General features: G+C 63.4%; 12 protein-coding genes and 1 riboswitch. All 12 genes read left to right on the top strand.

Annotated features, from left to right (window positions below; genetic code table 11):
* The first annotated feature begins 226 nt into the window (after positions 1-226).
* Positions 227-623, top strand: a riboswitch (cobalamin riboswitch).
* Positions 624-1,159: 536 nt separating this feature from the next.
* The 12 genes from cobU to N2600_RS12365 all read left to right on the top strand — a co-directional run bounded on the left by cobU (position 1,160) and on the right by N2600_RS12365 (position 14,643).
* Positions 1,160-1,684, top strand: coding sequence for a bifunctional adenosylcobinamide kinase/adenosylcobinamide-phosphate guanylyltransferase (gene cobU, locus N2600_RS12420; RefSeq protein ID WP_260296394.1), 525 nt, complete (start codon positions 1,160-1,162; stop codon positions 1,682-1,684).
* A 4-nt stretch (positions 1,685-1,688) separates the two neighbouring features.
* Positions 1,689-2,738, top strand: a complete 1,050-nt coding sequence (gene cobW / locus N2600_RS12415; RefSeq protein WP_260296393.1) for a cobalamin biosynthesis protein CobW — start codon at positions 1,689-1,691, stop codon at positions 2,736-2,738.
* A gap of 4 nt (positions 2,739-2,742) precedes the next feature.
* Positions 2,743-6,858: a cobaltochelatase subunit CobN gene (gene cobN, locus N2600_RS12410; RefSeq protein WP_260298833.1), complete on the top strand. Its 4,116-nt coding sequence runs from the start codon at positions 2,743-2,745 to the stop codon at positions 6,856-6,858.
* A 68-nt stretch (positions 6,859-6,926) separates the two neighbouring features.
* Positions 6,927-7,577 carry a cob(I)yrinic acid a,c-diamide adenosyltransferase gene (gene cobO / locus N2600_RS12405; RefSeq protein WP_222387331.1) on the top strand — a complete coding sequence of 217 codons (651 nt, stop codon included), beginning with the start codon at positions 6,927-6,929 and terminating at the stop codon, positions 7,575-7,577.
* 114 nt (positions 7,578-7,691) lie between these two features.
* A complete protein-coding gene (locus tag N2600_RS12400; RefSeq protein ID WP_260298832.1) occupies positions 7,692-8,120 on the top strand; it encodes a cobalamin biosynthesis protein in 429 nt (142 codons plus the stop codon).
* A 121-nt stretch (positions 8,121-8,241) separates the two neighbouring features.
* Positions 8,242-9,195 carry a nucleoside hydrolase gene (locus tag N2600_RS12395; RefSeq protein WP_260298831.1) on the top strand — a complete coding sequence of 318 codons (954 nt, stop codon included), beginning with the start codon at positions 8,242-8,244 and terminating at the stop codon, positions 9,193-9,195.
* A gap of 186 nt (positions 9,196-9,381) precedes the next feature.
* On the top strand, positions 9,382-10,221 hold the full coding sequence (cobA, locus tag N2600_RS12390) for a uroporphyrinogen-III C-methyltransferase (protein WP_260298830.1): 840 nt from the start codon (positions 9,382-9,384) through the stop codon (positions 10,219-10,221).
* The gene (locus tag N2600_RS12385) at positions 10,218-11,525 is read left to right on the top strand and encodes a cobyrinate a,c-diamide synthase (RefSeq protein WP_260111017.1); all 1,308 of its coding nucleotides are present in this window, start codon (positions 10,218-10,220) and stop codon (positions 11,523-11,525) included. Before cobA ends, N2600_RS12385 begins: the two co-directional genes overlap by 4 nt.
* Positions 11,522-12,586 (top strand): threonine-phosphate decarboxylase, encoded by a 1,065-nt coding sequence (locus tag N2600_RS12380; protein ID WP_260298829.1) that lies wholly within the window; start codon positions 11,522-11,524, stop codon positions 12,584-12,586. Before N2600_RS12385 ends, N2600_RS12380 begins: the two co-directional genes overlap by 4 nt.
* The gene (gene cbiB, locus N2600_RS12375; protein WP_260298828.1) at positions 12,583-13,563 is read left to right on the top strand and encodes an adenosylcobinamide-phosphate synthase CbiB; all 981 of its coding nucleotides are present in this window, start codon (positions 12,583-12,585) and stop codon (positions 13,561-13,563) included. Before N2600_RS12380 ends, cbiB begins: the two co-directional genes overlap by 4 nt.
* 298 nt (positions 13,564-13,861) lie before the next feature.
* Positions 13,862-14,062 carry an ECs_2282 family putative zinc-binding protein gene (locus N2600_RS12370; protein ID WP_018074603.1) on the top strand — a complete coding sequence of 67 codons (201 nt, stop codon included), beginning with the start codon at positions 13,862-13,864 and terminating at the stop codon, positions 14,060-14,062.
* A 149-nt stretch (positions 14,063-14,211) separates the two neighbouring features.
* Positions 14,212-14,643, top strand: coding sequence for a L,D-transpeptidase (locus tag N2600_RS12365; protein ID WP_222387544.1), 432 nt, complete (start codon positions 14,212-14,214; stop codon positions 14,641-14,643).
* Positions 14,644-14,685 lie beyond the last annotated feature (42 nt).

The following is a 14,685-nucleotide window of genomic DNA, read 5'->3' as shown; positions in this document are numbered from 1 at the left end:
AGGGCGGAGATGATCGCGCAGCCCGCTTGCGACGCAATTGCGGCGAAAACTCGGCGGGCGGGATAAATATTTGTGACGTAAGTCTCTGATAAATGACGATGTTTTAGGTAGAGTAAGTCGTGTTGGAGCAAGCATACCGGCTGGCCGTCAACCGGTCGACCGCCAAGGTCGGTTGACTTCACCCCTGCGCTTGCCTAACCATCCCGATAACGGATGGTCGATTGACCATCCTGACATAACGGATGGTTCCGGATCGGTGTTACGCCCTTCCGGATGAAAAGGGAATGTGACGGGGCGGACCCAAGCCGGGCGCCTTCATCACAGCCGACCCCGCGACTGTAGAGCGGTCAGGGTCTTCCATCCGGCACTAAGCCCTTCCGGCCGGCGGCTTGCAATCATGCAAGCGGGCGGGATAGGCGATATGCCGGAAAAGCCACTGGAAATGCATGGTGATCAACCGGGGTCGGACGCCTCTCAAGTCTACGAATCGTCCACCTTTTCACTGATGCGGCCGGGAAGGCGAGGATGATCCGCTGGCACGATCAGGGCGACCGGTTTCCGGTCTGCCCCGATCGCGGCCGATAACCGCGAGCCAGGAGACCTGCCATACGTGCCGGGCAAGAAGCCCACACCTGGGCACTATGCCCGTTGCCAGCACGGAGGTTGTCTTGGCTGAACGATTGAATTCGGCGCGGCCTGGTGCGGCGCTATTTGCTTCCTCTTCTCCCCAGCGGGGAGAAGGTGGCCCGAAGGGTCGGATGAGGGGGCCGCACGGCACGCCCTTCATCATTGCCCTTCGCTTGCGCTCAGTGCATTCGCGGCTTCGCCGCTCACCCCCTCAACCGCCTGCCGGCACCTTCTCCCCGCTGGGGAGAAGAGATGTGCGGGGGCGCCTCGCTTCCTCTCATTCGCGAGGGGGGACCGAAAGACGGGTTGAGCCCTGTGGCTCGGTGCATTTGCGAGGCACTTTCCTCTCCTCCCTCATTCCTGTGCTGGTCACAGGATTCCAGTGCGCCCAAGTCCTTGGGCGCGAAAGAATCATTTCACGACAGCACAGAGTCATTCACGGCGCGGACGCGCCGTGGCTGGATTCCTGTGACGAGCACAGGAATGAGGGAGCGTGGTGGAACGTTGCGTTTCCTCTGGAGGCCGCTTTCGCATGACGGCCTCCCCATCCAACACCGTCTTCATCCTCGGCGGCGCACGTTCCGGCAAATCCCGTTTCGCCGAAGCCCTCGTCACCGCGACCGGCCTCGATCGCCATTACGTAGCCACCGGCCGCGCTTGGGACGAGGAGATGCAGGCGCACATCGCCCGACACCAGGCCGACCGCGGCCCGTCCTGGACGACGCATGAGGAGCCGGTCGATCTTGTCGGCAAGCTCAACGCCATCGATGGCCCGGGGCGCATCGTTCTCGTCGACTGCCTGACGCTCTGGGTCACCAATCTGATGATGGAGGAGCGTGAGATGGCGGCGGAATTTGCTGCGCTTGCCGATTTTCTGCCTGCCGCGAAGGCACGGCTCGTTTTCGTTTCCAACGAGGTCGGTCTCGGCATCGTGCCCGACAATCGCATGGCGCGGGATTTTCGCGATCATGTCGGCCGCTTGCACCAATCGATCGCGGCGAAGGCCGCCGAAGTTTATTTCATCGCGGCAGGCCTGCCGTTGAAAATGAAGGGTTAAGTCCATGAACCAGCAGAAGATTCCCGCAACCGTGATCACCGGCTTCCTCGGCGCCGGCAAGACGACGCTGATCCGCAACCTGCTCACCAATGCCGGCGGCAAGAAGATTGCGCTGATCATCAACGAATTCGGCGATCTCGGCGTCGACGGTGATGTGTTGAAGGGCTGCGGTGCGGAGAATTGCACCGAGGACGACATCATCGAACTCACCAATGGCTGCATCTGCTGCACTGTCGCCGACGATTTCATCCCGACGATGACCAAGCTGCTGGAACGCGAACATCGGCCCGACCATATCGTCATCGAAACCTCGGGCCTTGCCCTGCCGCAGCCGCTGGTCGCCGCCTTCAACTGGCCCGACATTCGCACCCAGGTGACCGTCGATGGCGTCATTACGGTGGTCGACAGCGCCGCCGTCGCCGCCGGCCGTTTTGCCGACGACCATGATGCGGTCGATGCGCGCCGCGCGGAGGATGAATCGCTCGATCACGAAAGCCCGATCGAGGAACTGTTCGAGGATCAGCTCACCTGCGCCGACCTCATCGTGCTCAACAAGACAGACCTGATCGATGCTGCCGGCCTTATCAGGGTGCGCGACGAGGTCGCTTCCCGTACGGTGCGCAAGCCCGTGATGATCGAGGCGAGGAACGGCGAGGTGTCGGCCGGCATTCTGCTCGGCCTCGGCATCGGCACGGAGGACGATGTCGCCAATCGCAAGTCACATCATGAGCTGGAGCACGAGGACGGTGCGCCGCACGACCATGACGAATTCGACAGCTTCGTTGTCGAGCTTGGCCCTGTTGCCGATCCCGCTGGCTTCATCGAGTCCCTGAAGACTGTTATTTCAGCCCATGACGTGCTGCGCCTCAAGGGTTTCGTCGATGTCTCGGGCAAGCCGATGCGCCTGCAACTCCAGGCCGTTGGCAGCCGCATCGACCATTATTTCGACCGCGCCTGGGCAACTGGCGAAAAGCGCGCCACGCGGCTCGTCGTCATCGGCCTGCACAAAATGGATCAGGGCGCGGTGAGGGCGGCGATCGAAACGCTGGCATAACCCGATGCATCTGCTTCTGGCTCAACAAGGAACGATCAGCGACGGTGAGGAGGCAATCGACCTCGGGCAGTCCCCGGGCGATATCCTGTTCCTGTCGGCGGCCGACAGCGAGCTTGCCGCGATCGCCGCCGCCTATGGCGATCGCCGGACAGCACCTTCGCTGCGACTCGCCAGCCTGATGAGCCTCAAGCACCCGATGTCGGTCGACACCTATGTCGAGCGCACCGCGCGGCATGCGAAGCTGATCATCGTGCGTGCGCTCGGCGGCGCCAGCTATTTCCACTATGCGCTGGAAGCGCTGCATGCGGCAGCCGCCCGCGCCGGTGCGCTGATCGCCGTGCTGCCGGGCGATGCCAGGCCGGATGCGGGGCTGGTGCCGTTCTCTAATGTTGATCTCGACGATCTCAATGCGCTCTGGGCCTATCTGATCGAGGGCGGCGATGCCAATACGCAGGCGTTTCTCGATTATGCTGAGGCGATGCTGTCGGATGGCGAAAAGCCTGCGCCGGCGGTGCCGCTGATGAAGGCGGGTATTTGGTGGCCGGGGCGGGCGTTGATCGGGGTTGAGGCGTGGCGGCGGGTTGTTATATCGTCTTCGGAGGCGTCTTTGGCTGTGGCACCCCCCTCTGTCCTGCCGGACATCTCCGCCACAGGGGGGGAGATCAGGGATGAGAGGCCTCGTTCCATCTCATGCGCCGAAGGTGTTGCGGCATTTTCAAACGGTTCTTGTGCAGGAAGCCCAAGCGACTTGCCGATCTCCCCCCTTGTGGGGGAGATGTCCGGCAGGACAGAGGGGGGTACTCCAAACTCGGCGATAGAAGCGGGATCCCAACCCATCGTCGCCATCAGCTTCTACCGCGCCCTCGTCCAAAGCGGCGAGACCGGGCCGATCGAAGCTCTGATCGAAGCGCTGATGACACTCGGCCTGCGCCCGCTGCCGGTCTTTGCCTATAGTCTCAAAGATCCGGTTTCGACAGGCATTCTCGAAAGCGTATTTTCGGCGCTGAAACCTGATGTCGTCATCAATACGACGGGCTTTGCGGTCTCGGCACCGGGTGCCGACCGGCAGCCGACGGTGCTGGAGGCGAATGAGGCGATCGTGCTGCAGGCGATCCTGTCCGCCTCGTCGAGGGAGGCATGGGCGGCTTCCTCGCAGGGCTTGTCGGCGCGCGATCTCGGCATGAACGTGGCCCTGCCTGAAGTCGATGGTCGGGTGCTGGCGCGGGCGGTCTCCTTCAAGACGGCGGCCCGCTACGACGCGCGGGTCGAGACCAATATCGTCGCCAGCCAGGCTGATGCCGGCCGGGTGCGTTATACGGCGGAGCTTGCCGCCAATTGGGCGCGGCTGCGGAAGACATCAGCCGGCGACCGGCGCATCGCGCTCGTCATGGCGAATTACCCGAACCGCGATGGTCGGCTCGGCAACGGCGTCGGCTTGGATACGCCGGCCGGCACCATCGAGGTGCTTCGCGCCATGCGCTCGGCGGGATATCCGGTCGCCGAGATTCCCGCCGACGGCGATCTGCTGATCCGCCATCTGATGGACGGGCCGACCAATTCCGGTTCCGACGGAAAGATCATCCGCGAAACGCTTTCCTTGAGTCTGTACAACAGCTTCCTGCAATCTCTTCCCAATAAGATTCAGGATGAGGTGAGAGCCCGCTGGGGAAGCCCGCAAGACGATCCGTATTTTCGCGAGGGCGTCTTCGCTCTGCCTTTTGCGCGCTTCGGTAAGGTGCTCGTCGGCATACAGCCGGCACGCGGCTATAATATCGATCCGAAACAGAGCTATCATTCGCCGGATCTCGTGCCGCCGCACGGCTATCTCGCCTTCTACGCTTTCCTGCGCCGCAAATTCGGCGCCCATGCCGTCATCCATATGGGCAAGCACGGCAATCTCGAATGGCTGCCGGGCAAGGCGCTGGCGCTGTCTGAAAGCTGTTATCCCGAGGCGATTCTTGGACCGCTGCCGCACCTTTATCCCTTCATCGTCAACGATCCGGGTGAGGGCACGCAGGCCAAGCGCCGAAATGCTGCTGTGATCATCGATCATCTGACCCCGCCTTTGACGCGGGCGGAGAGCTATGGGCCGCTGAAGGATCTGGAGGCGCTGGTCGACGAATATTACGAGGCGTCTGGCGGCGATCCCCGCCGCATCCGCCTGCTCAGCCGCCAGATCCTCGATCTCGTGACCGATATCGGTCTCGACCGGGATGCCGGTATCGCCAAGGGCGAAAGCGAGGGCGAGGCGCTGAAGAAGCTCGACGCCTATCTCTGCGACCTCAAGGAAATGCAGATCCGCGATGGGCTGCATGTGTTCGGGGTGTCGCCCGAGGGGCGGCTGCTGACCGACCTCACTGTGGCGCTGGCGCGGGTGCCGCGCGGGCTTGGCGAGGGCGGTGATGCGAGCTTGCAGCGGGCGATCGCTGGGGATGCGCTGAAAGATCTCTCCCAACTGAAAGACCCCTCCCCAACCCCTCCCCACAAGGGGGAGGGACTTACCTCTGCGCTTGCCGCAGCCCGTATTGCCAAAGCTGATGTTGAGACGGGGCGCCCAGCAAGCCCCTCACACCTGTCGGGAGGGGTTGGGGAGGGGCCTTCCTTCGACCCTCTCGACACCGACATGGCCGCCATCTGGACCGGGCCACGTTCTGAGATCCTCGCTGACCTCCTCGATACCCCATGGCGAACCAACGGCGACACCGTCGAGCGCATCGAACTGCTGGCGGCGAAGTTCGTTTCCGGCGAGAGCAAATGCCCCGAGGACTGGAAGGCGACACGGGTGGTGCTCTCCGAAATCGAAACCCGCCTCAAACCCTCCATTCTCGCCTGCGGCCCCGCCGAAATCGAAGCTCTGCTCAAGGGCCTCGACGGCCGCTTTGTCGCGCCCGGTCCATCCGGCGCGCCGACGCGAGGGCGGCCCGACGTCTTGCCCACCGGCCGCAATTTCTACTCGGTCGACAGCCGTGCCGTGCCGACGCCGGCTGCCTACGAGCTCGGCAAGAAATCGGCCGAACTGCTTGTCCGCCGCTATGTGCAGGATCACGGCGAATGGCCTGTCTCCTTCGGGCTGACGGCTTGGGGCACGTCGAACATGCGCACTGGCGGCGACGATATCGCCCAGGCGCTGGCGCTGATCGGCGTCAAGCCGCTCTGGGACATGAGCTCGCGTCGTGTCACCGGTTACGAGATCATTCCGCCGGCGATGCTTCGGCGCCCGCGCGTTGACGTGACGCTCCGCATTTCCGGCTTCTTCCGGGATGCCTTTCCCGAGCAGATAGCGCTGTTCGACAAGGCGATCCGCGCCGTCGGCGCGCTGGAGGAGGATGCTGCCGACAATCCCATTGCCGAGCGCATGCGAGGCGAGGCGGCAAGGCTTGGCGCCGCCGGCCTGGACGAAGTCTCGGCAAAGCGCCGGGCGGGCTATCGGGTCTTCGGCTCGAAGCCTGGCGCTTACGGCGCCGGCCTGCAGGCGCTGATCGATGAAAAGGGCTGGGAGCGGCGCGCCGATCTCGCCGAGGCCTATCTTGTCTGGGGCAGCTATGCCTATGGTGCCGGCGAAGAGGGCAGGGCCGAACGCGGCCTGTTCGAGGAGCGGCTGCGCTCGGTGCAGGCTGTCATCCAGAACCAGGACAATCGCGAGCACGACCTGCTCGACAGCGACGACTATTACCAGTTCGAGGGCGGCATGGCCGCCGCCGCCGAGCGGCTCGCCGGCGCGCGCCCTTCGATCTATCACAACGACCATTCCAGACCGGAAAAGCCGGTAATCCGTTCGCTGGAAGAGGAGATCGGCCGCGTCGTGCGTGGGCGCGTCGTCAACCCGAAATGGATCGCGGGCGTCATGCGCCACGGCTACAAGGGGGCAGCCGAGATCGCCGCCACCGTCGATTATCTCTTTGCCTTTTCGGCGACGACGGGCGCGGTCGGCGAGCATCACTTCGAGGCGGTCTACCAAGCCTTCGTCGCCGATCCCGGCGTGCGCGATTTCATGATCGAGAAGAACCCGGCGGCATTTGGCGAGATGAAGAAGCGGCTGCTCGAAGCGATCGACCGCAGTCTCTGGACGCCGCGCAGCAATTCGGCCCGGTTCGACTTAAATCAAAAAAATAGAGCGTGATGTCGTCCGAAAACCGCTCACACTTTTCGACATCATGCTCTAGCCAGACAACAGAATGAGGTGACCCAATGAGCGACGAGACCCCGGACAGCGAGATCGCAGAAGGCAGAGTTGGCAAGGACGACGCCCGCCATGCCGAGAAGATGGCGAAGAAGAAGGCCGCGCGCGACAAGATCATGGCGACCAAGACCGATGGCAAGGGCCTGATCATCGTTCACACCGGCAAGGGCAAGGGCAAGTCGTCTGCCGCCTTCGGCATGATCTTCCGCCATATCGCCCACGGCAAGCCGTCGGCCGTCGTGCAGTTTATCAAGGGCGCGATGTGGACCGGCGAGCGCGACCTGATCGAGAAGCATTTCTCCGATCTCTGCCAGTTCCACACCATGGGCGAGGGCTTCACCTGGGAAACCCAGGACCGCGCCCGCGATGTCGCCGCAGCGTCGGCTGCCTGGGAAAAGGCCAAGGAGCTGATCCGCGACGAGCGCAATTCCATGGTGCTGCTCGACGAGATCAATATCGCACTGCGGTACGACTACCTCGATATCAACGATGTCGTCGCCTTCCTGAAGAGCGAGAAGCCGGCCATGACACACGTCGTGCTGACGGGGCGCAACGCCAAGGAAGAATTGATCGACATCGCCGATTTGGTGACCGAGATGGAGCTCGTCAAACACCCCTTCCGCTCCGGCATCAAGGGCCAGCCGGGCGTGGAGTTCTGAACATCAGGACCGGCTCCCGTCGGCAAAGCGCGCGGGCAACGTTGTGGGCCTCGCGCTCTGCGCTAAACATTCACGTGAGAGAGTCTCTGTTGGAATCTTTGTGGGCTGTTCGTCATGGATGAAGTCCGATTCGACATCGTTCGGCGCCTGGTGCTCGGGGTCGGCTGCGAGCGTGGTGCACCGGCACAGGAGGTGCTGGCTCTAGCCGAACAGGCGCTTCGTAAGGCCGGGGTCAGCGGGGAGGCACTGGCGGCCGTTGCCTCGATCTATACCCGTAAGAACGAGCCGGCGGTGCTTGCGGTGGCGGCGCATTTCTCGGTGCCGGCGGTATTCTTTACCGCCGCACGGCTGGAAGGGGAGACGCCGCGGCTGAAGAACCCGTCGGAGATCGTCTTTGCCCGCGTCGGCTGCCATGGCGTTGCGGAGGCGGCAGCACTAGCGGCAGCGGGCGCCTCGGCCGAGCTTGCCGTTGCCAAGATCAAATCTGCGCATGCGACGGCGGCATTGGCGCAGCGGGTCGCAGAATCTGTATCAAATCAATAAAATAGAGGATGATGTCGTCTGAAAACCGCTCACACTTTTCAGCATCATTCTCTGGCGCTATGGTGGCGCCAACGCGCGGCGCCGTCCGGCTGCTTCACGGTTCACATCTAGAGGATATCTCATGCACAAGGTCATTTATGACACTGACCCTGGCGTCGATGACGCCATGGCGCTTCTCTTCCTGCATCGTCATCCCGAAATCGACCTTCTCGGCATCACCACGGTTTTCGGCAACGCCTCGGTCGAGACGACGACGCGCAATGCGCTCTTCCTCAAGCGCGAATGGAATATTCCGGCACCCGTTTCCAAAGGCGCCAGCGTCACCATCGATTCCGCGCGCGCGGAGCGGCCATGGCCGGCCATGGTGCATGGCGAGAACGGCCTCGGTGATATCGACGTGCCCGAGACGATCGACCTGCCGCTCGATCCGCGCCCGGCGCATCGCTTTATCATTGACACGGTGCGCGCCCATCCGGGCGAAGTGCGACTCGTCGCCGTTGGCCGAATGACCAACCTGGCGCTGGCGCTGAAGGAAGATCCCGAGATTGCGACGCTGGCCAAGGACGTCGTCATCATGGGCGGCAATTTCTATGTGCCGGGCAATGTCTCTCCGGTCGCCGAGGCCAATATCCACGGTGATCCCGAAGCTGCCGACATCGTCATGACCGCGCCCTGGAAGGTCGCCGTCATCGGCCTCGACGTCACCGCGATCACCACGATGAGCCGCAGCTATCTCGGCGAGATGGCGGCCAGGGGTGACAAAGCAGTCAAGCAGCTCGACGCGCTCTCGCAGTCCTACATCGATTTCTACAAGCACGCGGTTGAAGACGGCATGATGGTGCATGACAGTTGCGCCTGCGTCTATGTCGTGGTGCCGGAGCTGTTCTCGTCGATCTCGGGTGCGGTGCGCGTCGTCTGCGGCGGCATTGCCGACGGTCAGACGATCGTTAGGCCGGACGCCCGGCGTTTTCCGCCTGACGGCGCTTGGGATGGGCTGCCGAGCCAGATCGTCTGCACCGGTATTGAATCGGAGAAGGTCCTCGACCTCATCCGCAACACGCTGCTTGCAGCCTGACGGATGGGAGAGCCGGCGGCATCGCGCCGGCTTTCGATATATGATAATATATTCATATTGTTGTGCGGGTTTTTCGAGAATTCGAATCCGCCTCTTCGCAAAGTGAGTCATATCAATCTCAGCAACTTCAAGTGAGGTGATGGGCGCGGCGTTGACCTTGCCCTTTGCGGGGCCTAGATCAGCAGAATGATCGATGCCGCATTCTCCCATCTTCCGGCGCTGGAGCCGGGCAGCGTCTGGCTCGTCGGCGCCGGTCCCGGCGATCCCGGCCTTTTGACGCTGCTAGCCGCCAAGGGGCTTTCCGAGGCCGACGTCATCGTCCACGATGCGCTGGTCAACGAGGAATGCCTGGCGCTGGCGCGGCCGGAAACGCTGGTGGAATATGCCGGTAAACGCGGCGGCAAGCTTTCGGCGAAACAGCGCGATATCTCGTTGCGGCTTGTGGAACTTGCGCGCGCCGGCAAGCGGGTGCTGCGGCTGAAGGGCGGCGATCCCTTCGTTTTCGGCCGCGGCGGCGAAGAGGCGCTGACGCTGGTCGAGCACAACGTTCCTTTCCGCATCGTGCCCGGCATCACCGCCGGCATCGGCGGGCTTGCCTATGCCGGCATCCCGGTGACGCATCGCGACATCAACCATGCCGTGACCTTCCTCACCGGCCATGATTCCTCCGGCATCGTGCCTGACCGGATCAACTGGGAGGCAATCGGCCGTGGCTCACCCGTCATCGTCATGTACATGGCGATGAAGCATATCGCCGAGATCAGCGCCCGCCTGATGGCCGCCGGCCGGCCGCCATCAGAACCCGTCGCCTTCGTCTGCAATGCCGCCACTGGCCGGCAGCAGGTGCTGGAGACGACGCTTGGAGAGGCGACCGAGGCCGTTGCTGTCTCCGGGCTGGAGCCGCCGGCGGTGGTCGTCGTCGGCGAGGTGGTGCGGCTGAGGGCCTCGCTCGACTGGCTCGGCGCACTCGCTGGACGGCGGCTGCAGCCCGATCCGTTTCGCCGGTCCGGCAAGGTGCGGGCATGAGCGGCCTCCTGATCGCAGCCCCTTCCTCCGGCGCAGGCAAGACGATGGTAACGCTCGGGTTGCTCCGAGCGCTTCGCCGGCGCGGCATTGCGGTCGCGCCCGGCAAAGCCGGCCCCGACTATATCGATCCCGCCTTCCATGCGGCGGCGAGCGGCACGCTCTGCCTGAATTTCGACCCATGGGCGATGCGTGGGGAATTGATCTCGGCCAATGCCGCGCTTCACCGCTCCGGCGACCGCATCCTCGTCATCGAGGCGATGATGGGGCTTTTCGACGGAGCCGCCGACGGAAGGGGAACTGCGGCCGACCTTGCCGCTCAGCTCGGGCTTTCGGTGGTGTTGGTCGTCGACGCCTCGCGCATGTCGCAGTCGGTGGCGCCGCTGGTTTCCGGTTTTGCCGGTTTCCGTGCCGATGTCCGCGTCGCCGGCGTCATCCTCAACAAGGTCGGCAGCGGCCGCCACGAAGCGATGCTGCGACAGGCGCTGGAGGCTATCCGCATGCCCGTCATCGCCGTCATCGGCAGCGACAAAGGGCTTTCTTTGCCGGAGCGGCATCTCGGGCTGGTCCAGGCCGGCGAACATGCTACGCTCGACGCTTTCATCGACCATGCGGCGGATGCGGTCTCCGAGGAATGCAATTTCGAATTCCTGCTGCGCATTGCAAAGCAGGGGCTCAACCGGCCATCGGCCGCCAATATCGACCGGCTACCGCCGCTGGGCGCACGCATCGCCGTGGCCCGCGATGTCGCCTTTGCCTTTTCCTACGAGCATATGCTGCTCGGCTGGCGCCGCCGGGGTGCTGCGATCTCTTTTTTCTCGCCGCTCGCCGACGAGGCGCCGGCTGGCGATGCCGATGCGATCTATCTGCCCGGCGGTTATCCCGAGCTGCATGCCGGACGGCTGGCAGAGGCGCAGAATTTCCGCGCCGGCATGCTCGATGCGGCAGCGCGCGACATCCGGATCTACGGCGAGTGCGGCGGCTACATGGTGCTCGGCGACGGGTTGATCGATGCGGAGAGCAAGCGCCATCAGATGCTCGGCCTGCTGCCCGTCGTCACCAGCTATGCGGAGCGAAAGCGCCATCTCGGCTATCGCCGAGTTGTGCCGCTCGACGGCGCCTTCTTCGCACGGATGATGACGGCCCATGAATTCCACTATTCCAGCGTCGTCTCAGAGGGCGAGGGCAAGCGGCTGTTTCAGGTACAGGATGCGCTCGGAACCGATCTCGGCATGGCCGGGCTGCGGCGCGAGCAGGTGGCGGGCTCCTACATGCATCTGATCGACCTTGCCGGAGCCTCCGCATGAGCGCACCGATCGCGCATGGCGGCGGCATCACCGCCGCTGCCGCCGCCTTCGGCGGCAGGCCGGAAGACTGGCTCGATCTTTCCACAGGCATCAATCCGTGCCCCGTCGCGCTGCCTGACATTCCGGCGCAAGCCTGGCACCGCCTGCCGGACAGGCACCTCGTCGATGAGGCAAGGCGCGCGGCGCGCGACCACTACGGCAGCGGCGAGATTCTGCCGCTACCAGTGCCCGGCACACAATCGGTGATCCAGCTTCTGCCACGCCTGGTCGAGGCGGGCAGGCTGGTTGGCGTCGCGGATGAGCAAGTCGATGTGACGGACAACAGGATCGCCGTGACGGACGATAGGATCGCCGTGGTGTCGCCAACCTATGGCGAGTATGCGCGCGCCTTCACCTCGGGCGGCTTTACCGTCGACGCTGTCGATAATCTCGCCGCGATCGGGATCGAGCATAGGCTGGCCGTCGTCGTCAATCCGAACAATCCTGACGGACGGGTATGGCCGGCCGAAACACTGATTGCTCTGCACGACAGGATGAAGGCAGCAGGCGGGCTTCTCGTCGTCGATGAAGCCTTCGGTGATACGGATCCAGCGCTCAGTCTTGCATCCCGTGCGCCGCAGCTTACCAATCTCATCATCTTCCGCTCCTTTGGCAAGTTCTTTGGACTTGCCGGCCTCCGGCTCGGCTTTGCGATTGCGCGCGGCGATATTCTCGCGCGTTTCGAAGACTGGCTCGGACCTTGGGCGGTCTCCGGACCGGCCCTTTCGATTGCCGGTTCGCTGCTGCGATCGGACGTTTCTGCTATCCGCAGCCGCATCAATGAACGTTGCACCGGCCAGCATGCGGTGCTGAAGGGCGGGGGGGTGCGGATGGCTGGAGGAACGGCACTCTTCACCCTTGTCGCCGATGCGAGAGCCGGCGACATTTACATGCATCTCTGCCGCCATCATATTCTCGTCCGCAAGTTCGAGTATGCGCCGAATTGGCTGCGTTTCGGGCTGACTCCCGATCCGGCGGCAGACAGGCGGCTTGGCGAAGCCCTTCAGAGATTTGAGCGATGACGATCGACGAAAACCTTCTCGTACTGCTTCTGGCGCTGCTGCTCGACCGGATCGTCGGCGATCCGCAATGGCTGTGGTCGCGGATGCCGCATCCCGTCGTCGTCTTCGGCGCGGCGATCTCCTATGCCGACCGGCAGCTCAACCCAGCAAGCCTCACGAGCTCGCAACGCCGAATGAACGGTATCGCCGCCATCCTGGCGCTGCTTCTTTTGACGGTGGCCGCAGGCTTTGTGTTCAACCGGTTCTTCGCGCTGTTCGGCCTTGTCGGCATCTTGCTGGAGACCGGGCTGGTGGCGATCTTCCTGGCGCAGAAAAGCCTTGCCGATCACGTCGCGGCCGTTGCCCTCGCGCTGCGCGACGAGGGGCTTGCCGGCGGGCGGGCCGCCGTCTCCCGCGTCGTCGGACGCGATCCCGAGACGCTGGACGAGCCAGCCGTCTGCCGCGCGGCGATCGAAAGCCTCGCCGAGAATTTCTCCGACGGCGTCGTTGCGCCGGCGCTCTGGTATGCCGTCTTCGGCCTGCCGGGGCTCTTCGCCTACAAGATGCTGAACACGGCGGATTCGATGATCGGCCATAAGTCGGAAAAATACATCGACTTCGGCTGGGCTGCCGCCCGGCTCGACGACGTCGCCAACTGGCCGGCCGCGCGCCTCTCCATCCTGCTGATTGCCGCCGGCGCCTGGATCCGGCGGGGAACAAGCGCCGGCCGTGAGGCGATCCGCGTGGCGATGCGCGACGGGGCCTTGCACCGCTCGCCGAATTCCGGCCGGCCGGAGGCGGCCATGGCTGGCGCGCTGAACGTCCAGCTCGCCGGGCCGCGCATCTATGGCGGCGTCATCGTGCGCGAACCGATGATCAACGACGCCGGCCGCGACATGGCGACGTCGGGTGACGTCGAGGACGGCGTATCGGTGTTTTATGCCAGTTGCATGGTGCTTGCGGGCATTACGTTCGGGCTGTTTCTGTGTTTTCTGTAGGGTCGTGCCGTGCATACGGGATGTAGGGTGTGCCGTGGTACCCCCCTCTGCCCTGCCGGGCATCTCCCCCACAGGTGGGGAGATCACAAGTGGCTTGAACTTCGTGCCCCTTTACGGTTTCGCCCTGCTGTGACACCAGTTGTTTGGGGAAGCCGGTGCGTCCAGCCAATCTCCCCACCTGTGGGGGAGATGCCCGGCAGGGCAGAGGGGGCTCACACGGCACGCTCCCCGGTAGACAGCTCCCGCTCAAACGTTTATGCGAAACGCCTCATATCTCCATCAGACCGGAAGCAGAGCGATGACAGTTCAGGTTGAATTACCGTGCCCGAAGTGCAAGAGCACCAAGATGAAGTTCGAGCGGCCCGAGATCCGGGAGACCGACATCATCACGTGTGCGGCCTGCGGGCATAATCTCGGCACGATGGCCTCGATCCGCGAGAAGATGAACAAGGCCTACCAAGGACTCAAGAAGCCTTCGGCGGCGCGCAAACTCCAGTGAGGCAGGCGCCGCTGTCTTCCGGCGCCAGCTCCCGCTTTTTCGCTCGTTATAATTGTGATTACCATTCGGATTAAAGCAATATAATAAGTATTGCCGTAGTCTCTCTTTCGTGAGGGCGCAATTAAGCTGCGCGAGTTCGAAGAGGGGTTATGATGAAGACGATTTTGGCGGCCGCGGCCGCAAGTTTATTGCTGCAGTTTTCTCCCGTTGCCGCTGAGGCAGCAACGCTGGTCGCCAATGTCAGCATCGGCAACCAGATGATGACCGTTTCCGAGAACGGCTTCGTCAAGTATCGCTGGAAGGTTTCGACGGCGCGCAACGGCTATGTCACGCCAACCGGTTCGTGGAGCGCCAAGTGGCTGTCGCGCGATCATCGCTCGCGCAAATACGACAATGCGCCGATGCCGTTTGCAGTGTTCTTCAACGGCGGTTACGCCGTTCACGCCACCTTCGATTTGAAGCGTCTGGGTACGCCGGCCTCGCATGGCTGCGTTCGCCTGCATCCCGATAACGCCGCCCAGTTTTTCTCGCTGGCGCGACAGGCCGGCCTTGCCAATACCCGCGTCGTGATCACGCGCTGATCTCGGCTCGGCGCCAGACCCCGAATTCGGCATCTGATCCGT

The organism is Rhizobium sp. WSM1274, assembly GCF_025200775.1.
Lineage (GTDB): Bacteria > Pseudomonadota > Alphaproteobacteria > Rhizobiales > Rhizobiaceae > Rhizobium > Rhizobium leguminosarum_I.
The sequence above is the reverse complement of the archived record's forward strand: the minus strand, read 5'-3'. Positions and strand labels throughout refer to the sequence as shown.